Here is a 21,116-nt window from a genome sequence, read left to right as displayed (position 1 = left end):
ACTTGACGCCGGTCCGCTGAATCTTGCCGGGCGAGAGTTTGATCGATCCGTCGTCGCTGTCGTCGCCCTCATAGACGGGGATGTAGTCCATCCCCATCGAATCCTTCTTCGGCGTCGGCGATGTGTCCGGCAGGCCCATGGGATTGCGGTAGTATTTGATCTTGCGCTCTCCGGAGCCGCCGGCCGCCGTTGTCACCGAAGGCGGGGTTTCCGCCTGGTCATCGTCGAAGCTGATGTCGGCGCCTGCGGGCACCGCGCGGAAATCCCGGCCATCTGGGGTCTTTCTCGGCACCAGCGAGTACGACGGCTTGCCGTCCGGATCCTGGTAGTAGATCGGGGCGCCGCTCTCCTCGGCCGCAGCGGGGCCGATCACGGCGGCGGTTCGCGCCGTCGGCCGCTGCGGGCCGGCGACGACGAATGCGATGCCCGCCGCCGCGATCAACGCGGCGGCCAGGCTTGCTGCGACGGAGTTCGTCACTTCTGCGCCGTGATGACGAGCTTGTTCTCGACGGTGCCGGTCTCGCCCTGGACCTTGGCTCCGAGCGAAAGCTGCCACCGCCCGGCCATGTCGAAGGTCGCCTTGAAACGGTACGTGCCCGGCTCCGTCCCCGGCATGGCCGTGACCTTGGTCGCCATCTCCTGCATGCCGTCCGGGGCCATGTCCAAACGGCTGGCGAAGATAACGGCATCGGGGACGGGCTTGCCGGTCTTGGTGTTCACGAGCCTGACGGTGATGATCTTGTCCGGCCCGGCCTGGACTGACTGGTCGACGAGCTCGAACTTGTAGTCATTGATGTCGGCCAATGCGATCGTGCTTGTGCCGGCGACGGCGGCAGCGATCAGCGCGGCCTGGACGGCGCGCGCGAAGGTAGACGTCTTCATTTTCTGGTCCTCGAATGTCCTGGATTCACCGCGAGGCGGCGTGCGTCATCCGCGCGCGCGAGGCGCACGGACGCGATCGGCGTCAAGCGCCGTTCAGGCCAGGGTTCGAGGGGGTTGGTCGGGAGGTGGACGGACCAAACCGTCGCCGACCACGTCGTCTGCCACCGAGTGGGTGGTCCGGATCGCGTGTCGCAACGGCAAAGCGACCGCCTCGGAGGGGCCCGCCTGGGTCGTCTTCAGGACGCACATCGCAACCAGCGGGCAGTCCTGGCAGTCCTTGCTCTTCTGATCGTCAGGGCAGCAGGGCATATCGGCCGACATCGACATGTCGCTCATGCCGTCGAGACGAGCTTGCGCAGCGGCCGCCGGCGCCGCCAAGGGCGCCAACGCCAAGCCAAGCGTTACAAAGAACGCGAACACGATTTTGAGCAGTCGCCGCATGCCGCGACCATCCCACGGGCGGCGGATCTATGGAAGCCCACCGGGTTCACATGTTCGCCAGCCCAATCTGCAGGACTTCAGCTGCAGCAGGAGGGCCCCGAATCGGTCGGATTGCATTGGCGGGCACGGTACCGACCCATAGCTGCAGAACACGCTGGCCGGCCTTCGGCTTCAGCCGGAGTCGGCGGCCGCATTCCAGACCGCGGTAGCCGCATTCTCCTGGTCTCGCCCGGAGCGATCCACGGCGGCGGCAAGTCCCTGGGGTAATCAGGGACCGCGTCTCAGTCCGTGTTCATGACGGCCGCCCGGGCCCGGCCGGGCTATAGCATGGCCCGAACAGCCAGGTTGCGAGTGCGATTGTCAGGCCGAAGCGATGGCGTCCCGCCACCATGAGAGTTGGGTGCGTATCCACGCGTAAGAGCATCGCAGAAAAACCTGCTCCCGAACTCGCGGTCCCCGACTATACGTTGGGAAAGGAACGCCTGCATCTAGCTCTGAAGGATCTCGGAGCTTAGCAAAGCTTTGTTTTCTACAGCATTGGTGCGATGGCTGCCGCTCGCACCGGTTTCCAACTCTCCAGGCGTTTGTTCGCGCAACGATCTTGGGGCCGCCCTAGTCCAGACTGCATTCGAGGGCGCCTGAACAGGTAGCCTTCGACCAGCAGCGCTACAGCCTGCGGATTCCCGTCGTCGACCAGCCGTTCGTCGCTCGGAGACCTTCTCACGACAATCGAAACGCTGCACCGATGGTACTCCCCGATCCGTTGCGACCGACCCTGACGAAGTGGTCATTCAGGATGGATTCGCCTCGATGTCGATTGATTTATCCGAGCGGTCGTTGAAAGTGGATCAACACTGCGGTCATGTGTGCGACGCGTGTGCTGGTTTCCTCCAACGTTGGAAGCCAAGTACAGGCTCCGAAGGAGATCACCATTCACCCTCGAATCGCTGGACGATCGTTATTGCCGCTCGCCGCGCGCCGTGACGCGGTCGCCGGCTGCGCAACGTACCTCGGTTATGAATGGAAGAGAGGACTGTCGCAGCACAATTCCCCGCGGGTATGAAAATTATTCGTATCGGATATTGGAAACTTTCGTCCCGCGCTGCGACCAATAACAACTCACCGCCGCGGATTAATCGAATAACGCCAGGCAACCATTTCAGTCAACACGAAGCAGGAATCCGTGATGTTCGGCTCCTATCCGCTCCCTACTGAACCCGAAGGCATTGTTGCGCCGACGCTGCTCAAGCGATTTCACTCCGGTAAGATCAGCGCGATAATGCCCCCGTACGACGCAGAGGCCGTATTCATCGCGAGTAAGAGGGAGCCATCACTGATCACACCGAAATCGCCGCCCGACTCGAGCGCGATCTCACGGTCTGTTAATGGTGAAGAACAAGGCGCGACATGTGTTCGTTGCTGGCGATATTGCCCGGATCGTGCTGGACCGTTCAATTGTGTGGCACAGGTCACGACGGCAAGCACGTGCCCCTCGGGGGCTCGGGGTTTATCATGCGCCGCGCCGGAGATCGACGATTGCCCTACCTGATCGACAATATTCGAGGGACGCTAGTTCGAAAGGCCGCCGGCAATATGCGCGGCACGGCAGCTCTCAACCATGCAGCCGCTCTTCGGCCTGGCGTCGACGATTAAAGCCGCTTGGTGAAAATACCTAATTGGAGAGTTTGGACCTGCGCGCCCGAATCTCCGGGAGACAACGGATGCACGGCTCGCTGCAACATCTGGCACCAGTGATCAAACAGGCTCACCGGGGCGGCACGCTCCGGCTCGCATTCGTATCCGCAGTAGTCTCGCTAGTGGTCTCGTTTGCCGCGGCGGCCGCTCCGATTCCCCTTTACAACATCTACCGGGCGGAAGACGGCTTCACGAATGTCGGCATCTCGATCGCTGTCGTCGCCTACGCCATCGGCACCATCGCCGCACTGTTGGCGCTGGGACGACTGTCCAATCATCTGGGCCGCCGGTTCACTGCGATCATTAGCCTGAGCCTGGTACTGCTGGGCTGTGTGCTTTTGCTGAATGTGCACGACATCGCTACCCTGCTGCTCGGTCGGCTCCTCGTGGGTCTCGGTACCGGGTCGGCCAGCAGTAGCCTGACATCCTACATCGTCGACGCCGCACCCAGTAGACCGGAATGGTTGGCGTCCGTCGCCTCCAGCCAGGGACCGATGCTTGGCCTTACTGTCGGCGTCATCGCCTCCGGTGCCTTGGTCCAGTTCGGTCCCTGGCCACGCGACCTCATATACCTGGTTTGCATCGGCTTCCTATTATTGTCTGCCGCACTCATTGCCATCAGCCCCGAAACAGCAACTCCGACGCCAGGCGTTTGGCGATCACTGCTACCGCGGGTCAGCGTACCCGCCCGGGTCAGGCACCTGCTCCCTGTTGCGGCGGCGGTGTTCCTGGCCACATGGGCAACTGCGGGCTTCTACCAAGCATTTGTGCCCGCGCTAGTCGAAGATCAACTCCATACCCGCAGCCCCCTCATACTCGGACTGGTGTTCGCCGGCTATATGATCCTGAGCGTTCTCGGCGCTCCCATGGGGGGCCGGTTCACATCCGCGCAAGCCCAACGCGTCGGTATGATCATTTTTCTGGCCGGAATGATCGGCCTCTGCACGGCGGTCACCGCCAGCACACTGGTTTTGTTCATCATCGCAACCATCGTCGCCGGAGCAGGCCAGGGAATCGCCATTAGCGCCGCCGCCCGCGGCTTGCTGCATGGCAGCACGCCAGCCGAACGGGCGCCGATCTTCAGCGCGATCTACCTTATCTCCTACGGCGGTGCCGCCTTCCCTAGCCTTGTCTCCGGCCAACTTTCGAACACGTTCTCGCTACCGCAGATCACGTTCGGATACGGCGGACTTGCCGCCGTCGCAACTCTGTTCACTATCATCGGCGCACGCAATCCGCATACCGATACGACGGGAAGCAGCACCTGCGACAGCTCGAACGCGACCGGTTCGTCAAGCAGCGAACGCTCTCATGAGAATGGTCGCTGGCCTTGCCGTCACAATCGGTGAAGAAGGCTGCGTAGTGGGATGGGCCACAATCGACCAGCAATTCCGCCGCGCCCCGGTGTAGCGGCGAACCGTACCGCCGAGCGCGAGCTCAGGTTCTCGCCGGAGCACATCCAGTAAAGAGACAAATGATCGGAGAGAAATTATCATGCAGGCGATCGTTGTGACTGACCAGGCTGCGGGAACGGCCGGGATGAAACTGATGCAGCAGCCCGAGCCGCACGCGGCGATAAACGAGGTCATCGTTCAGGTTCATGCGTCGGGATTCACCTCCGGTGAGCTGACATGGCCTTCGACCTGGACCGATCGCCTCGACCGTGACCGGACGCCGACAATTCCCGGCCAGGAGCTGGCGGGTGTCGTCACCGCGCTCGGCTATGGCACGACCGGGCTGTCGGTGGGACAACGGGTGTTCGGTCTGTCGGACTCGTATCGCGGAGGGACCTTGGCGGAGTATGTGGCCGTGGAGGCACGCAACCTCGCGCCGCTTCCGGGCGACGTCGATTTCACGGTGGGTGCCGCCGTAGCGATGCCAGGCCTCACCGCGTGGCAGGGGCTATTCGTGCACGGCCGCCTTGAGGCGGGGCAGAGCGTCCTCGTGCACGGCGCGGCCGGCGCAGTCGGCTCGATGGTGGCGCAGCTCGCACGTGAGGCCGGCGCCTACGTCATCGGCAGCGGACGCGCGGCCGACCGCCAGAAGGCGCTCGACTTCGGCGCGCAGGAGTTCGTCGACCTCCAGAACGACGTCCTCGAAGACGTCGGCAGAGTCAATCTGGTTTTCGATGTCATCGGCGGCGACATCGGGAAGCGCTCCGTGGACCTGATTCAAGCCGGAGGAACGCTGGTAACCATCGCCGGGCCGACCGAGGCGCGGCCCGCCGACGGCCTGGCGATCGATTTTGTCCTCGAGTCTGATCGCCGCCAACTGGGTGAGATCGTCCGGCGGGTGCGGGACGGACGACTGCGTACAAACATCGGCAACATCGCGACCATCGAGGACGCCGTCGCCGTTTTGAATTCGACCAAGCGGACCAGCGGCAAAACCATCGTCCGAGTTCGTCCGTGAGGAAACGGAAAAGGCAAGGGCTCCCCTCTCACAAATGGATTGTTGGCGCCTTCCCCTTTGGCCCGTCTGCGCTCCACGCGCCGCCAGCGGTACTGCGCGGACCGGCGCTAGGAAGGGTTCCCAAAGATTGAAGCGATTCTATGATTGAAATCATCGCCGACGTGGAGACGATCATCGAGCAGGCGATACTGTCGTTCGTCGCGACAATCAACGAGGGCGGAACGCCCAGTCTTTCGCCTCACAGACCGCCTTCTCTACTTCTCCGATATCGCATCCCCGGACCATACTGAACTGGAAACGCAATCCCGCCATCGAAATTAACGTGGTCGACATCTTTCCAGAGGCGCGGTTATCGATTCAAGGGCCGTGTGTTGATACTGCGGCCTGACCATGACAAGTCTTTGATGATCGCCAACTCAGTTCGCGTGACGAATGGCCAAGAATGTCCTGTCGATCACGTTGTCAAAATCGAAACAGCTTCTATCACCCCGTTGCTGTGTCCAGCCGATGTCTTTGCCACCCTCCTCGAAGTCAGGACGAAATCAGGAATAGCTACTATCCTAAGTACGGTGTGAAACCCCTCGGGACCTAGATGATGGCGTAAACGAAGGCGACCGACCCCCAAAGCGAGAAAGCCCATGAAGATCCGAACCATCATCGCCGCCAACTGCGCCGCCCTCGCCATCTCGATGGCCGGCCCCATGTACGTCCATGATGCCGAAGCGCAAACCGTCACGAAGAACTTCGAGGCTACAATTCCTAAGATATCTGGCAAGTCGCTGATCGCCTTGGAAGTCGACTACGCACCCAACGCAGCCTCCGCGCCCCCCACCCACGCGAGCTCAGCCTTCATCTACGCCTATGTGGTTTCGGGCGCGATTGAGTCGAAGATGAACGATGGCGAGATGCGTATCTATCGGGCAGGTGAGAGCTGGTCCGAACCGCCCGGTGTGACTTATTGGATCAGCCGCAACGCGAGCACGACCGAGCCGGCGAAGCTGCTCGCTGTTTTCGTCCTCGACACCAATGACAAAGCGCTCACCACTCGCATCAAATAACGCTTGATACACGCTCGAAGCGCCTAACGATCGAGGCTCGCGGCGTGCAGGACCCGCCCTCAAAAAGGGCAGGGCAGCCCCGGGGCCGAGGAGTCGCGTAGCACTCGGCCGGGGCGACGCATGCAGCGGTCGTTCGTTGACCCCCCTTCGAAGCCTCGTGCCGGTCGTAACGAGGGTATAAAAATTCGGCGACGGGACCGCTGTTCCAACGAAGCGGTTATTAGTTCGGTCAGGTTGGTGCGCTCGGGAGCATACGCGCCTGCTCTGCCGTCGGCGTCGATCCGTGCGATCGTGGGCTGGGAAAGGAGGGGCACGATAAGGGCGAGCGGCGTTACCATCCGTCTAACGTCGTGTCCGCCGCAAACCCGGGCGATCTCCCCCCGGCTCATTGTGTGCAGACGTCGGTATGCCGCCGCGACCCGTGACGAAGATGATCGTTTGCCGCAGCAATCTTGCGCCGGAAAACGCGGCATCCCTCCGAGGTGTTGTTTCCGCGATGTGTTGTTCGCGTGGCCCCACGCTCGGCTTTCGGCTGAACTGCGATCCCGTGGGCGCAATGCCGCTGGGGAAGCTACCCGTGATCTCATGTATGCCCGTCGCCTTCAGCGGTCTGCGGATCGAGCTAATGCCTTGGCTGCATCGTCGAGCGAAGCCTTCTCGGCTCGCCGCTCGTAGTAGTCGGCAAGAGCCTTAAGCTGAATCGCAACCGCCTGGTCAGTGATGGTTTCGGCAGTGCGCAGCAAAGTCTGCGCTGCCCTCAAGCATTCCTTGCCTCGTCGTGAAATCTGATTCCTCATGACGCCCTCGTGCGGTCTTCGGGCGTTTGGTCGAAAGCGACTAAGAGCCCATTGTGGTCACTCTTGCGGTGTGCCTTGAAGCGCTCGATGCACTTCTTAGAGCAAAGCGGCGTTCGCCACGAATAATGCCGGACGAGACCAAAGTCGCCCTCACAGACCGCGCATTGCCTGCCCTTGTCAGACCCAAGACGTTCGAAGCGGTAAGGCATTGTCGTCCCCTTAGCCTGTGCGCAAGTCGGATGCTCCAACACTAAGAAGATTGTCACTAACGGATCAATTGAGCACAGGTTGAGCTCGGGAAGTCCAAACAGGGCGTTACGATGATACGAAAGCTTAGGGTGCTCGGACGAGACGTACAACGAGCCGGCTTGAAATGCCCCGGGGCGACGGCGCGCTCGCAGTCACGAACTAGGAGCCACGTCACCCGCACGACACGACGCCGCAAGAGCTATCCGGCCGAGGCACGGATCGCGGCGCGACGCATGGTGTTGTCCTGGCGTTGCGACCGGACATTGAGCCATCGCAAAGTGCTCTTTCATGTCCTCCTACACCGCCCGACATCCCGAGTGCAGTACCACACTCGCCGGACGCCGGCGCGCACAGCGCTCTTGGACGACGATATCTCGCGCCTATCGAATGCATATCCAAATGGAATTTCCAATTTCGTCCGCTGTAGCAAGAATCGTCGCTTATCAGCGAGGCAGGCGACCTACATTGCGCTGCCGTGCTAACTCTGAACCCGATGGAAGGATGTTGCCAATGGAAAGCGCAGCAAGGATCGGCGCGTTTATTGCGGTGCTCGTACTTGCGGGAGCAACAGCGAATCCCGGCTACGCACAGGACGCCGAGCACGGCAAAGCGATCTTCAAGGCTTGCGCTGCGTGCCATGCCACGGATCATGATAATCGCATCGGGCCGGGCCTGGAAGGAATCATAGGTAGAACGGCGGGTACGGTTCCCGGCTTCAGCTACAGTGACGCTATCAAGAATTCCGGCATCGTTTGGGAGGCAAAGATCCTCGATGCATATCTGGAATCGCCACAGAAGGTGGTTCCCGGAAACAGGATGCCCTACGCGGGGCTGAAGGAATCGAGGGACCGGGCAGACCTGGTTGCCTATCTTGCTACGTTGAAGTAGCAGCTTCTTGAACCAAGCGTCAGCAATGCGCCTGCGCGGACATGAGAGCATTCCGGTCCCGCCCAGAAAAGATTGAATGCCTGAGTTGAGCGATACAGAAGCATTTCAGGAGCCCCCAGGCGTGTCGAGACAGGCCGCCGAGGTTTCAGAGCCTTCTCGGGAAGCGGAGTCCGATGTCGATTTGTTCGTGATTGGTGGTGGGTCAGGAGGGATCCGCGCTGCGCGCGTCGCGTCGGGACATGGCGCGAGAGTAATGCTCGCGGAGGAGTACCGGCTGGGAGGAACGTGTGTCATCCGCGGCTGCGTACCAAAAAAACTGTTCGTCTACGCTAGCCGTTTCAGCGACACGTTCGAGGAGGCCGCAGGATTCGGCTGGCGCTTGTCCGTCCCACATTTCGACTGGCCGTCATTGATCGCCGCTAAGGACCGCGAGATCACACGCCTGGAAGGGCTCTACGGCATCGGTCAGGAAAGTGCAGGCGTCGAGGTGGTGAGGTCTCGCGCCGTGCTCGAGGACGCAAATACAGTGCGCCTCCTCAAAAACGGCCGTCGCGTACGGGCACGCACGATCCTGATAGCGACTGGCGCACGGCCCGAATTGCCTCGCTTCGACGGCATCGAGCTCGGCATCACCTCGGATGCCGTGTTCGACTTGAAGACATTCCCGAGGAAGCTTGTGATTGGCGGTGCCGGATACATCGCAATGGAGTTCGCTGGCCTGTTTGCCGCGCTTGGAAGCGACGTCACTGTCGTCTGCCGCGGAAGCAATGTCTTGCGCGGCTTTGACGAGGACGTGCGCCAGGCGGTCGCTGGGTCCTACACGAACCGTGGCATTAAGCTGATGTTTAGCGACAGCATCCGCCGCCTCGAACGGCGGGATGGGGACGTCCTCGACGGCGACCATGCAGGAAGGATCGACGTCACGACTGAACAGGGCGGAAGGCTGATGGCCGACCAGGTGCTGCTCGCCTTCGGCCGCACGCCGAACACGAGCTCGCTCGGGCTCGACCGCGCCGGGGTCAAGACTGGGGCCGACGGCGCTATCATTGTCGACGCGAGCTCCCGCACGAATGTTCCGAGCATCTACGCTGTGGGTGACGTGTCGAACCAGTTAAACCTGACGCCCGTCGCAATTCGCGAGGGCCACGCGTTCGCCGACAGTCTGTTCGGCAAGAAAGCGTGGCAGGTCGACTATTCCAATGTGCCGACCGCTGTCTTCTCCAGCCCGGAGATCGGCTCCGTTGGCCTGACGGAGCTGGACGCGAGGGCGCAGTACCCTGCGGTCGACGTCTACAAGGTTCGCTTCCGGCCACTGAAGGCCGCAATGACGGGCGATTGCGAGACCGCGCTTCTGAAGGTCGTTGTGGATTGCGCAACAGACCGGATCCTCGGGGTCCATATCTTCGCCGAAGAGGCCAGCGAGATGATCCAGGTGCTCGCCATAGCCATCCGCAGCGGAGTTACCATGAAAGACTTTGCGTCGGTTATGGCCGTGCACCCGACGGTAGGCGAGGAGATCGTCGCAGTGCAGACTCCGACGGTGCGTTACGATCGGCGCGACGCGTCGACACCGCTCGTCCCAAGCGCTCCCGTCTGATGCCAGCGGCGCGTATTCGGAAGGCCCGCTCGGAAAGCCGCGGACCTTCGAGCAGCTCACTAATCCGGACTAAATGCTGCAGGCCTCATGCAGACGGAATGAAATCGATAACGCCACCCGCGCCAGTGAGGAGTGCGCAGGCAGTGTCGCGCAGGATGCCTGAACCACCCGCCCCACGACTCGCCGCGTGTTTGCGCTTGCGTGCCAACAGTCCGCAATCCTGAAGGTGAGCGCGATGAGTTCGTCTATTTCCACACGACGCCCAATCAGCCAAAGTCGTGGAGCAGTGGCGATAACGTATGGGCTCCTATCGAAGTCGACACGAGCAGGGGCGAGCAACACCGCTGTCAATTCGCACCGTCAACCTCCAACGCAAGGTGCCCGCCATCGTCGACACCGAACCCTTGGTGGGAAAGGAGCAAGGTTTTCGTCTCGATCGACATTTTACTACCTCCCCCGAGCGTCTTGCTGAGCTGGCGCGGCACCGGCGCCGCGAGCTCGTTCAACGGAAGGGACTCGTGATCGAGCAGGTCGCCTGACACTGCGACACCGAGGTTCGAAAGCCGCCTGCCCTTAGTGTGTAAGGCAGCTGCCGGGCAGCTGCGACATTCCATCAGCCAAGATGCGCGCGAGGGGCTTACTCAACAGGGTTCGACCTGGTGACGTCCCGAGGTAATGGGTATATTCCGTCGGGATCAATTATCTCGATCACCTATCTGGTCGCATTCGGTGTTGTATGCCGGGCCGATAGCGGGCGCCACAACGGCCAGCCCACGATGATTGAAGCCAATGTCGTCGACGAAAGCGAAGTATTTGCATTGCAAACCCGCATCTCCCGGCCAGCTAGCCCGAGCAAACGGAGCACAGAATGGGTCCGTCGCTACGGGATTGCGCAGGCTTTCAAGGCCTTGCGATAACTCGGTTGTGGCAAGCTCACGTACATCAAGCATCAGTCCCCGGCCTGCCAAGCTGCAGCGACTAACCCATCACTCTATGCGGCGCGCGGCCCTCTGATTAATCATCCTACTTCAACAGCGTCGTCCGGCTGATCGACCGATTTCGCTCGGCCGAGGTAGGACGTGCCAGCGCATCTCCTACACCTAGGTATGCTCTTCTCAGCCGAAGTACCACACGGATCAACCTTCTGTGCAATGGTGTTGGCGATCTCCTTGTGACTACGCTTGGGTACAGCCGCACCGATTTGTCGAACCGCAAGACGATGGCCAAGAGTTCACCCATGACAATCATAGATGACTCCGCGTTGTTTGGTTTTGTCCTCAAGACGGCTAAGTCAGCCTCCGACATCGCCGAGGTCGTTCACAATCTGTTCATGGACGTGCGCGACTGTTACCGGCCCGGGCTGCACTACATGCGCGGCCCCGGCCTTAAACGGCGCACCAACCATCAGGCCTGGCTAGTAGATTCTGAAGCCGTACAGCTGCCCGGGCAGCACCAGCCGCCGCCGGTGTACATACGCCCCTGCGACGCGGCAAACCCGGCTCGATAACGCGGCCAAGGTTCTAACATGTTCGTCCTATGGGGTATCCTGTTTGCCGTCTCGCTCTCGATTAATCTGGCGACATGTATTGTAACCTCTGCCCGGAATAGTTGGGTGGCAAGTCGAGGCTGGATGCGGCACGGCGTCGCCGCCATTTGCATCGCATTGCTCGGCCCGGCGACGATGCCGGCTGGTTCGGCGGGCGCCGGGGTCACCCTCGAATTGCGCAAATTGCCGATGAAGTTTAGCTGGATTGCTTGCCAGCGGAATTGCCGAGGTTGGGTCAGCGCGGTCGGCATCGTGACCGCCGATACTCCGAGGGTTTTCGACGAATTCGCGCTAGGTCGACAGCTTGACGGCGCGACCATCGTGCTGGATTCCAGCGGCGGAGCGGTCAATGCAGCGATCGCGCTCGGGCGGCGCTGGCGCGATCTGGGAGCGCTGACCACCGTTGGCGTCAGCGTTCAGACCAACACTGCACAGAGCGCTCCTTCCGACAAGGCTCCCGTGGCTTATTGCGAATCGATGTGCGTGTTCCTGCTGCTCTCGGGCAAGACGCGTTTCGTGCCTGAGACTGCCCATGTTCGGGTGCATCAGATCTGGATCGGTGACCGCGTCAATGATGCCAAAGCCGCGACCTACAACGCGGATGATCTGATGATCGTGGAACGCGATATCGGTCGTCTCGCGAAATACACTTTCGACATGGGCGGCGCGGGTGATTTGTTGTCGCTGTCGCTGAACGTGCCGCCCTGGGAAGATCTGCATGAACTGTCGCAGGAGGAGTTGCGACTCACCGGGCTGGTCACGACCCGTATGCTTGATCAGCCGGCCAACAAGGCAGCGGTGGTCGAGCTGACGCCCAAACCGGTGCGGGGGCGCTTCGAAGGCAGCGCGGTCGCGACCAAGACAAATCCAGAGCCGGCAATATCGACCAAGTCGGCTGAAGCTATGGGGCCCGCGGGCAGCGTGAGCGCTGTGGGCCCCCTTGGGCAAGACTAGCGGGTACCATGTTGAGGACCGATTGAGCAATTCCAGCAAAGCCAACCAAGCGAACGGAATATTCACGCTAGATTTCCGAAACAGTCTCGGTCGTGTGAGCGGCTCGCTGGACGTCGACGCTAGCGCTCATATCAACAGATCTCCCGATTACCCGAACAACGTTTCCGACAGTCCGTGCCCATTACCGCGGCGAATTAAGCGGGTGCACATGCCGATTGCTTCGCGGCAGCAGCCCTCCCGAACTAGCCGAAGGGTTGGTATCCGCATTGCAACTTTCGAGACCCGCTCAGGTCTCCGCCGGAACGCTCAGCTGCCCCAGCGAGCGTTTTCGCGAGCTCCAGCCCAGCGGTTACTCGGCCAAGTGGACGGCTAGCTACCGAAACCAATCGACAACTGCTGTGCCGCTCACGGCCAGTCCTTTCGCGGCCGCCTTCAAGGACACCAACAGTGTGGCTCACAAGAAGCTTCTTTCCGACTTGAAGATCGAGGCAGCCAAGCGGTTGATCTGGCCAGAAGGGGTCGCTTGCTGGTTGCGCTGATTTGCGGCTTCGGGGATCAAGATTAATTCACGCGCGCTCTCTCGCGGGGCGTGGGCGGCAGCCCAGGCTCGTGGCGCGGGCCGATGGATAATCGGCGCATTTCTTACGTAGGCTTGATCATATCCCGTGCATAGGCCAAACCGATACCGTATCCGCCGCCGTGAGCCTCCACGATAGCTCGCGCTCCGTCATAGGTCTCGTGCCGGGTCCAGTCGCGCTGGAGTTCCAGAAGGACCTGGATCCACGACGTCGGCTTCGCGCCCGCCGCTTCCATCCGTCGCATCGACAGATCGTGACTGACCGGAGTGAGCCCGCCGCAAGCGTCGCCGACGACGTGCACCTCATACCCCTCCGCGCGAGCGGAGAGCACCGGAAAAGTCACACACGCTTCCGTCAACAGCCCCGAAAAGATCAGCTTCCGTCGTCCCGTCGCCACGATAGCAGCGCGCGCAGCGTGGTCCTCCCACATGTTCATGTTGCGGCGCTCGATCGCGACTACTTCAGGAATCGCAGTGTGGATTGCTGGCATCAGAGGACCGCTGTAGACCTTTGTGGCGGACGTGGAAGCCACGATCGGCATGCCGAAAACGGTGGCAGTGCGCGCTAGAGCGATCACGTTGCTCAAAAGCGTCTGGCGATCGATCGACCCGACGCCGAAAGCAAGCCCGGCTTGCTGATCGACCAGCACCAAGGTGCAGTCCTTCGGCTCGATCAGGATGTCGGGCATCGCCGTTTCAGGTCCTTGTGTCATGTTTCGTTAACTCGGGACATCGGGGAGTTATCATGGTGGCTTCGCTTCTGTTCCGACAGCCTAGCGGTAAAGGTGATCTCGATGAGCTGTTCAGGAAAGGCCAGTCTCAGCACACCTATCAGGTTGCTGGCGCACTGAGGTCGTGCCGTGCCGTAGGCCTGCTTGCGCACCCTGCCCGCAACGGCGAATGCGGCACCGACGTCGAGGACATACAGCGTCTCCTCGACGACATTGTCCAACGTCGCCCCGAAGCGCGCCAAAAGCTTGGCCGCATTAGCGTACGTCGCCCGCATCTGCTGTTCCATCATCGAAAACTCGGCCGGTTTGCCGGATTCATCGAGAGAAGCAGGCGCGATTAGATTCCCCTTCTCGTCGTGGCTGAGCTGACCGGAGACATGGATGGTGTCACCAACCTTGATCGCCTGTGCGTACCCGTAGGCATCTTCCCACGGCACATCAAAATAGGCGGCCTCCTTATAAATTGTTGCGGCGGCATTTATCTCGTCGCGTTGCATATTGAGCCTCCTGGCTTCTCAATCCCGTCTCGATGGCGGCACTGACCGTCGGTAGGACGATGCTTTGGAGAATGACCTTGCAACGCCGGCGAAGGAAATCATCTCTCGTCATAGATTCGATAGACCATCGTTAGCGCCGTCTCGCCGCGTGATGTAGTAACGGGGAATGCCACCAGTCCCGCCTGCAGAGAATCCCATGGTCGCCCGCGCTGAAAAACGAGGACGAGCCAAAGGAGAGTTGAGTGAGACATCCCACTCGCGCCGATACGTGGAACGAACGGTGACGGGCTTGTGAATGCGTGCATCGCGCAAGCCGCGCAGATGCGACCTGGCCGGTCGCGACGCTTGTATTCGAAGCTTCGCGGAAAATGTCTTTTAAACGGATATTCGTCAGAGTGAACTGAAGGTCTCGGTTGGGCCAAAAGACGACCTAACTCGTCGGATCAGCTCAGATCGAGCGCGGGCCGGGCGAATAGCTGCGCCACCACGCCAGACCTGGGGATGAAAAAGCAGCTTGATCGTCGCGCGCGAAATCCACCGTAGGAGCGGCGTCATGCTCGAGGAGGCGGCGCGCTGCCACCCGTGATCTGGATTGCTCCCAGGCAGCGAACGGAAATCTCTGCATGTGCGTCTGGTGACGTTCCTCGCTACGGAGTCACGCGGCGCGCCGGCAATAACGATCGTCTATCGAATTGATGGCGAGAGGTGATTTCCTTCGCAGGCGTTGCAAGGGCATTCTGCAAAGCATCGTGGGGCGCGCTTTGGAGCAACGCTGGACAACGACGTCGAGGGGACGGAGAGTCGGATGATGTCATACACCGCTAAGGCCATTCCGCTTCGGACAGCCGCTCCGGATGACCCCGCTCTGGCGCGGGTGTTAGCGGCTTACGTAGCGTCGGCGACAATCTGGCTCGTATTGACCACGGCCGTGGGACTCTTAGTCAGCTTCAAGTTCGCCTATCCGGATTTTGCGACGACGCCGGCGCTGTCGTTTGGACGGCTGCGGGCGATCCACACCAACGGAACATTTTATGCCTGGGCGAGCCAGGCGCTGATCGGACTTGCGCTGTTCGTGGCAGCGCGCAGTTCGGGCGCGCGGCTGTACAGCGAGCGCCTCGCATGGATCAGTCTTGCGCTCCTTAATCTCGCCGCTGTACTGGGCACCGTTACACTCGATTTCGGTTTCAACTACGGCCAGGAGTATCGGGAGTGGCTGTGGTGGATTCGCGTAATCCTCGGGCTAGGTTTGATCACTGCGGTCTGGAATATGATCGCCACTGTGGAGCAGCGGGATGCTGAGGATATCTACATTTCTAACTGGTATACTATCGGAGGCACGCTGTGGACGATTGTCATGGTCGTGGTGTCGCTTCTGCCATGGTACCAGTTCGGACTGGGTCAGGTCGCGGTACAGGCCTTCTTCATGCATAATGCCGTCGGACTATGGTTCACGCCCCTATCGCTCGGTGTGTCCTATTATGCGCTGCCGAAGCTCCTGAACCGCCCGATCTATTCGTATTCTCTTGGCGTCTTTGCATTTTGGACCAATCTCATTTTCTATCCGATCGTTGGCGCCCATCATTTTGAATTCAGTCCATTACCGTGGTGGCTGCAGACTACGGCCATCGTCTTCAGCGTGGCCATGCTGGTTCCTGTGCTGAGCGGCACCGCGAACTTCCTTCTCACCTTCCGGGGGACTCACGAATGGATATATCGCTCGCCCGCGGTGTTCATCCTGGTCGCCGTCTACGGCTATCTACTGGGTTCGACGCAAGGCACATTGGAGGCATTCCGCTCGCTGCAGCAGCTGTGGCATCTGACCAATTACACGGTAGGGCACTCGCACCTGACGATGTACGGCTTCGTCACGTTCGCGATCTGGGGCGGAGTCTATGCACTCTTGCCGCGCGCCACCGGCAAGTATCCGTACAACCTGGCCATGGGCATCCATTTCTGGCTTTCTGCAGTCGGTGTTGTCATCTACGTTGCGGCGCTGTCGGCCGCAGGAACCATTCAGGGGCTCGATTGGTTTCGAGGACTCACGTTCATCCAGTCGGTCGAAGATGCCGCGCCATATTGGTTGTGGCGCTCCGTCGGTGGCTCGATGATGTTCGCCGGCCATCTCGTCTTCGCTTTCAATGTCTGGACAATGACCTACGGCAGGTCCTACGCCGAGCTTGCCGCAGCCAAGACGGTGTCGGTATGAATAGGTTATTGGCGATTTCCGGCGGTTCAACGCTGGTCTACACCGGGTTGGCGGTTCTGATGGGCGTGCTGCCGGGCATCTGGCTATCGAACGTACCGCCGACGCCGGGCCTTAAGCCACTGACCCCCCTAGAGGCGCGAGGGCGGGATGTTTATGTCTCCGAAGGCTGCTTCTATTGTCATACCCAGCAAGTACGCCCCCTCCCTGGAGATAAACCCTTTGGCCGTCCGTCGGCACCGGGCGATTATGCTTACCAGACCACGGAATTGCTAGGTTCGGAGCGTAACGGACCGGACTTGAGCAATATTGGCGCGCGGCAATCGAGCAGCATATGGCAGTTCATCCATCTCTATCAGCCGCGCGCAGTGGTGCCGCAATCGATCATGCCAGCGTTCCCTTGGCTATTCAGCGTTGTGGACAAAGTACCCCCCGCAGAGAAAGCGGTGTCATTGCCGCCAGAGTTCGCGCCAGGCGGTACCGTGATTCCTAACGAAGACGGCAAGGCGCTGGTGGCTTATCTGTTGTCGTTGAAGCAGCCCGCGCTAGCTCCAACGCAGCCCGGCGCCGTGCCGTTGAGTCGCTCGAGCGGGCCGCTAGGGTTTGATGCCAGCAAAGGTGCAGCATTGTTCGCCAACAACTGCGCATCCTGCCACGGCGCGGAAGGCAAGGGTGTGCCGGGAACGTTTCCGCCGCTCGCCGGAGATCCGGTGGTTAACGCCGCGAATCCGACGGCACACATCGGGGCTGTGCTCCATGGACTTAGCGGACACGTGATCAATGGCCAGAAATATGAAGCTCCGATGCCTGCATTCGCGGATCAATTGTCGGATCAGGAGATCGCCGATATCATCGACCACGAGCGCTCCTCATGGGGCAATCGTGGTGCCTTGATCAGCGCGGCTGATGTCGTCGCGGCGCGCGCCAACGAACCACTGCAGAAGCAGCAGACGCCGCCGAAACAGGTCTCGCCGATAGCGACCCCGGCACCGACATTCGATCCCGCGGAAGGAGCGAAGCTGTTCGCCGAGAACTGCGCCGCCTGTCACGGTGCAGAGGGCAAAGGCGTGCCGGGCACGTTTCCGCCACTTGCGGGCGATCAGGTCGTGAACGCTACTGACCCTGCCGAACACATCACCACCATGCTGCGCGGCCTTGGTGGGAAGGCCATCAACGGCCAGAAGTACGAAGTAGAGATGCCGCCGTTCGCTGACAGACTATCTGATCAGCAGATCGCTGATATCATCAATCACGAGCGCACGTCATGGGGCAACCACGGGCCGCTGGTGACGCTCGCGGACATCACGAAGCTCCGTGCCAAGAAATAGGAGGCGAAGATGACTGATACGATTACCGCTTGGATCCTCTCGGCGCTTGGCTATCTCTGCACTACGCCTGTGATCGCTATTGCTGCTGGCGATCATAGTCTTACCGGACCACTACTCGGCAACCTGCTGGTGGCGGGCGGGGCTGGGCTAGTGACCCTCAGCTGCATCGTGGCGGCGCTGTGGATGCTCATTGACCCCGGCGAACGGGATCCCAATCATCCAAAATATCGCGTCTTGGACACCGACCGTTAGAGGAATGTAACACGTGGCCGACCCGCGCATCCGCATCTATCTAGACGACACGCCAGATCCGGTCGCCGATCAGCGGCCGCCGACCGAGATAGCGCTCGACACCAAGAGCCTTGCCGACGGCGAGCACGGCCTGCGCATCGAAGCCCAAGATGCCACCGGCCAGGTCGGGGTCCGGCGCCTTCGATTCCAAGTCCGCAACGGCCCCGGCATCACGGTCACCGGGCTTGGTGATGGTGCCGTTGTCCACGGTACCGTGCGCCTCATGGTCAACGCGTTTGGAGCGGAAGAGCCGTTCGAGCCGCACCGAGCGGAATCGCCCTCGCCGATGCCGGTCTGGGTGTGGGTGCTGACGCTACTGATCGTTGCTTGGACCGCTTGGTATGTCGCAACCCTTTGGAATGTTCCGGCGGATTACGCGAAAACACCAACTTATTCCTCGTCGATGAATCCGTTCAAATAGCGCCCCACGATCAAACGGGTCGACGCTGTGGCTGTTGACCCATCCGGATCTCCGCAAGTGGTGAAGACGAATATGCTCGTTCATAATACATTGCGTGGAGGCGAAGTGACGCGGTCTCATCGACAGGCTTCCGCTCTTGACGACGGAGGCGTCCACTTAAGTTAGCGTGATGCCGCACGTAAAGTTTCGACACCGTCGATCACCTTGATCGTTCCGGTATCAACAGGTGATGGCAGCTCGCTGCGGCGTTTGAGCTCGACCTCTTGCAGTTGAGGCGATGTACGGACGCATTCAGCGTGCTTGACATCCGAAAGGTGCGCAAGCTCCGTTCTCGAGGAACCCGCACCCTTCTCGACTTAGTCCAGTGCCTTTATAAAGTTGCGAGCTATTGGCTGCTTCTCCGTCTCGGGCGACTATGGATAGATGTGAAATATCGCGTGAGAGAAGATACCTATGCAAGGACTACCACACCAGAGTCACGCTGTGCGGCTAAATGAGCAGGCGCCGATCATAGCTAGTTGCGCAACGCTATAGGTTCGCGAACTGCCGAAGAAGCAAGAGGTTTCATGGTGGAAATTCGACTCGGCACCAGGCGTAGTGAGTTGGCCATCTGGCAAGCCAGTCACGTCGCCGATCTTATTCGAGGCGTCGAGCCGGCCGCTGAGGTACGCTTGGTCTTCGTGAGTTCGGCTGGCGATAACGATCGAAGGTCGGCCTTTCATCAGCTTGGCGGCATCGGAGCGTTCACGAAGGAGAGCGAAGACACGCTTCTGCGCAACGAAGTTGACCTGGTTGTTCATTCCCTCAAGGATCTTCCAACCAAATTGCAGCCCGGCTTGGTATTGGCAGCCGTTCCCAAAAGAGAGGATCCTCGCGACGCGATTTGTGGCGTTACACTAAGTGAGCTACAACCGGGGCTGCGCGTCGGCACTGGATCAATTCGCCGGAAAGCTCAACTTCTCGATCTATGCAATGGTCTCGATATTCGACCCATCCGAGGGAACGTTTCTCCAAGGCTGTGTAAGGCAAAGAACCGACAGGGAATAGACGCTACTCTATTGGCGGCGGCCGGGCTGTCCCGACTAGGATTGCTACATGAGGCTTCACAGATTTTAGACGCTCGTGTTTTCCCGTATGCAGTCGGTCAAGGTGCTCTCGCGGCTGAAGCTCGCGAAGAGGATACGGCACTTATAGCGCTGCTTCAAAAGATTGAAGACCGGCAATCGCGCTCCGAAGTGGATGCAGAGCGCGCATTGATGAGAAGTCTCGATGCGGGTTGCAGCCTCCCCGTCGGGGTCTCTGCCACATGGCTCGCCGGGACATTAACACTTCGAGGCCAAGTGACTCATCCGGATGGCCAAAGGAAGATCGCCGATGAAAGTGTGGGTCCGGCCGATCAAGCCGACGCAATAGGCAGAAGTCTCGGGCATAAACTTCTTCAGCAAGGCGCCGAAGAGATATTGAAGGCTGCGCTCCGTACAGTGGAAGAGCAAAGGACAATCTGAATTCGCTAGTTGACATGACGACTTATGCTCTTGGGAAGCCAGCATAGCGCAGGCGCTCGACCTTCTTGAGCAGTGTGGAACCGATTACTGTTGCGCGAATGCAAAAGCCCGGCTGGCGTTCTCCATTAACGATCTGTACCTGTGCCGCAGGGCAGTTGCCGCAGCTTCGTCAAATCAGGGAACCGAGCTTGGCCGGTTGGGGCCTCTCGCCCCCGCAAAGGCCTAACGACCGGCGCTTTCCAGGTTGCAGATGCTGCTCCGCATGGGTGATTGCGCCGCGGAGACCAAAGATCAATGTCGATAATCGTGAGTAGGTCGACCGGTAGCTGGGTCGGGTGGTGAACTACGCGCGTGAGTGTGTCTTTGCTATCCGGGCAGCATCAGCCGGTCGAGCGCCAAATGAGGCGATAGACGATGAAGTCTGGCCTCCCCGCGCGCCACGCCCATGGAGCCAGTTGCCTTCGAAACTTTCGGTGAAGAGCTGACCACCGCGCAGGACGACGTTCCAGCGGAAGCGGCGCGCGATCAGCTCTACGATCCGCCACGAAGGCAAGCAGATCGTTCTCGCGGCGCTGATATCAGGTTTGGGCACGTTGGGAAACCGTTCCGCATCGCGGATACGGACCAATGCTTTCGCATGCCCGGACCGCAATAACCTCCGCGGTGATCACTCGGTGACCGGACGCTGTCAATCGGAGTGTTAAAAGCTCTTGTCGCCGCGCCCTCGAGATGCACCGTGTACGCGCCGCACAGCGCCATACCGCATCCGAACCTGGTGGCAGTCATTTGGAGCATGTCGCGAAGCACCCACAGCAGCGGGGTGGTCGCCGTCAGCGTCCATCGTATGCGGCTTGCCGTTTACCGTGAGAACATATGCCATTCTGCACCAGTGATATTATCGCGTGTGACGGTAAGGCGCCGTAAGCGCCCCAACCTTGGCGTACATTGACCTGCCCCTGCCGATTTCCTCCAGTTGAAGTTAGAGTCCGGCCTTCTGAAGGACGGACAAATGAAGCGAGCCAGGTTTACGGAAGAGCAGATTAT

The 21,116-nt window shown here is 60.3% G+C and carries 18 protein-coding genes and 2 pseudogenes; 13 read left to right on the top strand and 7 right to left on the bottom strand.

Features of this window, described 5'->3' with window-relative positions; genetic code table 11:
• The 3 genes and pseudogenes from IVB50_RS26740 to IVB50_RS26730 form a co-directional block, all read right to left on the bottom strand.
• A pseudogene (locus IVB50_RS26740) lies at positions 1-478 on the bottom strand (efflux transporter periplasmic adaptor subunit); the annotation flags it as partial.
• Positions 475-882 carry a FixH family protein gene (locus IVB50_RS26735; protein ID WP_247298007.1) on the bottom strand — a complete coding sequence of 136 codons (408 nt, stop codon included), beginning with the start codon at positions 880-882 and terminating at the stop codon, positions 475-477. The pseudogene IVB50_RS26740 and the gene IVB50_RS26735, both read right to left, overlap by 4 nt.
• Positions 883-975: 93 nt before the next feature.
• Positions 976-1,323 carry a hypothetical protein gene (locus tag IVB50_RS26730; protein WP_247298004.1) on the bottom strand — a complete coding sequence of 116 codons (348 nt, stop codon included), beginning with the start codon at positions 1,321-1,323 and terminating at the stop codon, positions 976-978.
• Positions 1,324-3,044: 1,721 nt separating this feature from the next.
• Between IVB50_RS26730 and IVB50_RS26725 the strand changes: the two genes are divergently transcribed.
• From IVB50_RS26725 to IVB50_RS26715, 3 genes are all read left to right on the top strand, one after another.
• Complete coding sequence (locus tag IVB50_RS26725) at positions 3,045-4,367, top strand: MFS transporter (RefSeq protein ID WP_247298001.1); 1,323 nt, start codon at positions 3,045-3,047, stop codon at positions 4,365-4,367.
• A 145-nt stretch (positions 4,368-4,512) separates the two neighbouring features.
• Positions 4,513-5,430, top strand: coding sequence for an NADP-dependent oxidoreductase (locus tag IVB50_RS26720; RefSeq protein ID WP_247297998.1), 918 nt, complete (start codon positions 4,513-4,515; stop codon positions 5,428-5,430).
• Between the two features lie 638 nt (positions 5,431-6,068).
• A complete protein-coding gene (locus tag IVB50_RS26715) occupies positions 6,069-6,488 on the top strand; it encodes a cupin domain-containing protein (RefSeq protein WP_247297995.1) in 420 nt (139 codons plus the stop codon).
• 602 nt (positions 6,489-7,090) lie between these two features.
• Here IVB50_RS26715 and IVB50_RS26710 read toward each other — a convergent pair.
• Entirely contained in the window at positions 7,091-7,285 is a 195-nt protein-coding gene (locus IVB50_RS26710) for a hypothetical protein (protein ID WP_247297992.1), read from the bottom strand.
• Positions 7,286-8,044: 759 nt separating this feature from the next.
• On the opposite strand from IVB50_RS26710, the gene IVB50_RS26705 reads away from it, so the two are divergent.
• The 5 genes from IVB50_RS26705 (at position 8,045) to IVB50_RS26685 (ending at position 12,519) form a co-directional block, all read left to right on the top strand.
• Positions 8,045-8,422: a cytochrome c family protein gene (locus IVB50_RS26705; RefSeq protein WP_247297988.1), complete on the top strand. Its 378-nt coding sequence runs from the start codon at positions 8,045-8,047 to the stop codon at positions 8,420-8,422.
• 76 nt (positions 8,423-8,498) lie between these two features.
• The gene (gene gorA / locus IVB50_RS26700; protein WP_247297985.1) at positions 8,499-10,019 is read left to right on the top strand and encodes a glutathione-disulfide reductase; all 1,521 of its coding nucleotides are present in this window, start codon (positions 8,499-8,501) and stop codon (positions 10,017-10,019) included.
• Between the two features lie 299 nt (positions 10,020-10,318).
• Complete coding sequence (locus IVB50_RS26695) at positions 10,319-10,558, top strand: hypothetical protein (protein ID WP_247297982.1); 240 nt, start codon at positions 10,319-10,321, stop codon at positions 10,556-10,558.
• Positions 10,559-11,256: 698 nt separating this feature from the next.
• On the top strand, positions 11,257-11,526 hold the full coding sequence (locus IVB50_RS26690) for a hypothetical protein (protein WP_247297979.1): 270 nt from the start codon (positions 11,257-11,259) through the stop codon (positions 11,524-11,526).
• A gap of 174 nt (positions 11,527-11,700) precedes the next feature.
• A complete protein-coding gene (locus IVB50_RS26685; RefSeq protein WP_247298012.1) occupies positions 11,701-12,519 on the top strand; it encodes a hypothetical protein in 819 nt (272 codons plus the stop codon).
• Between the two features lie 642 nt (positions 12,520-13,161).
• Here IVB50_RS26685 and IVB50_RS26680 read toward each other — a convergent pair.
• Positions 13,162-13,785, bottom strand: a complete 624-nt coding sequence (locus IVB50_RS26680) for a hydrolase (protein ID WP_346771309.1) — start codon at positions 13,783-13,785, stop codon at positions 13,162-13,164.
• Between the two features lie 20 nt (positions 13,786-13,805).
• On the bottom strand, positions 13,806-14,324 hold the full coding sequence (locus IVB50_RS26675) for a Rid family hydrolase (RefSeq protein ID WP_247297976.1): 519 nt from the start codon (positions 14,322-14,324) through the stop codon (positions 13,806-13,808).
• An 805-nt stretch (positions 14,325-15,129) separates the two neighbouring features.
• On the opposite strand from IVB50_RS26675, the gene IVB50_RS26670 reads away from it, so the two are divergent.
• The 5 genes from IVB50_RS26670 to hemC all read left to right on the top strand — a co-directional run bounded on the left by IVB50_RS26670 (position 15,130) and on the right by hemC (position 20,072).
• The gene (locus tag IVB50_RS26670) at positions 15,130-16,530 is read left to right on the top strand and encodes a cbb3-type cytochrome c oxidase subunit I (protein WP_247297972.1); all 1,401 of its coding nucleotides are present in this window, start codon (positions 15,130-15,132) and stop codon (positions 16,528-16,530) included.
• 8 nt (positions 16,531-16,538) lie between these two features.
• Positions 16,539-17,855, top strand: a complete 1,317-nt coding sequence (locus tag IVB50_RS26665) for a c-type cytochrome (RefSeq protein ID WP_247297969.1) — start codon at positions 16,539-16,541, stop codon at positions 17,853-17,855.
• A 9-nt stretch (positions 17,856-17,864) separates the two neighbouring features.
• On the top strand, positions 17,865-18,107 hold the full coding sequence (locus tag IVB50_RS26660; RefSeq protein WP_247297966.1) for a hypothetical protein: 243 nt from the start codon (positions 17,865-17,867) through the stop codon (positions 18,105-18,107).
• Between the two features lie 13 nt (positions 18,108-18,120).
• Positions 18,121-18,567, top strand: coding sequence for a cytochrome C (locus IVB50_RS26655; RefSeq protein WP_085385813.1), 447 nt, complete (start codon positions 18,121-18,123; stop codon positions 18,565-18,567).
• Between the two features lie 566 nt (positions 18,568-19,133).
• Positions 19,134-20,072 (top strand): hydroxymethylbilane synthase, encoded by a 939-nt coding sequence (gene hemC / locus IVB50_RS26650; RefSeq protein ID WP_247297963.1) that lies wholly within the window; start codon positions 19,134-19,136, stop codon positions 20,070-20,072.
• A 693-nt stretch (positions 20,073-20,765) separates the two neighbouring features.
• Here the strand turns inward: hemC and IVB50_RS26645 are convergent.
• Positions 20,766-20,952 (bottom strand): annotated as a pseudogene (locus IVB50_RS26645) (2Fe-2S iron-sulfur cluster-binding protein); the annotation flags it as partial.
• Positions 20,953-21,116: the final 164 nt, after the last annotated feature.

This window comes from Bradyrhizobium sp. 87 (assembly GCF_023073015.1).
Classification (GTDB): domain Bacteria; phylum Pseudomonadota; class Alphaproteobacteria; order Rhizobiales; family Xanthobacteraceae; genus Bradyrhizobium; species Bradyrhizobium canariense_D.
The sequence above is the reverse complement of the archived record's forward strand: the minus strand, read 5'-3'. Positions and strand labels throughout refer to the sequence as shown.

Coding starts and splice junctions, on each gene's coding strand:
- IVB50_RS26735 (WP_247298007.1), bottom strand. CDS start 882: ATGAAGACGTCTACCTTCGCGCGCGCCGTCCAGGCCGCGCTGATCGCT.
- IVB50_RS26730 (WP_247298004.1), bottom strand. CDS start 1,323: ATGCGGCGACTGCTCAAAATCGTGTTCGCGTTCTTTGTAACGCTTGGC.
- IVB50_RS26725 (WP_247298001.1), top strand. CDS start 3,045: ATGCACGGCTCGCTGCAACATCTGGCACCAGTGATCAAACAGGCTCAC.
- IVB50_RS26720 (WP_247297998.1), top strand. CDS start 4,513: ATGCAGGCGATCGTTGTGACTGACCAGGCTGCGGGAACGGCCGGGATG.
- IVB50_RS26715 (WP_247297995.1), top strand. CDS start 6,069: ATGAAGATCCGAACCATCATCGCCGCCAACTGCGCCGCCCTCGCCATC.
- IVB50_RS26710 (WP_247297992.1), bottom strand. CDS start 7,285: ATGAGGAATCAGATTTCACGACGAGGCAAGGAATGCTTGAGGGCAGCG.
- IVB50_RS26705 (WP_247297988.1), top strand. CDS start 8,045: ATGGAAAGCGCAGCAAGGATCGGCGCGTTTATTGCGGTGCTCGTACTT.
- gorA (WP_247297985.1), top strand. CDS start 8,499: ATGCCTGAGTTGAGCGATACAGAAGCATTTCAGGAGCCCCCAGGCGTG.
- IVB50_RS26695 (WP_247297982.1), top strand. CDS start 10,319: ATGGGCTCCTATCGAAGTCGACACGAGCAGGGGCGAGCAACACCGCTG.
- IVB50_RS26690 (WP_247297979.1), top strand. CDS start 11,257: ATGACAATCATAGATGACTCCGCGTTGTTTGGTTTTGTCCTCAAGACG.
- IVB50_RS26685 (WP_247298012.1), top strand. CDS start 11,701: ATGCCGGCTGGTTCGGCGGGCGCCGGGGTCACCCTCGAATTGCGCAAA.
- IVB50_RS26680 (WP_346771309.1), bottom strand. CDS start 13,785: ATGCCCGACATCCTGATCGAGCCGAAGGACTGCACCTTGGTGCTGGTC.
- IVB50_RS26675 (WP_247297976.1), bottom strand. CDS start 14,324: ATGCAACGCGACGAGATAAATGCCGCCGCAACAATTTATAAGGAGGCC.
- IVB50_RS26670 (WP_247297972.1), top strand. CDS start 15,130: ATGATGTCATACACCGCTAAGGCCATTCCGCTTCGGACAGCCGCTCCG.
- IVB50_RS26660 (WP_247297966.1), top strand. CDS start 17,865: ATGACTGATACGATTACCGCTTGGATCCTCTCGGCGCTTGGCTATCTC.
- hemC (WP_247297963.1), top strand. CDS start 19,134: ATGGTGGAAATTCGACTCGGCACCAGGCGTAGTGAGTTGGCCATCTGG.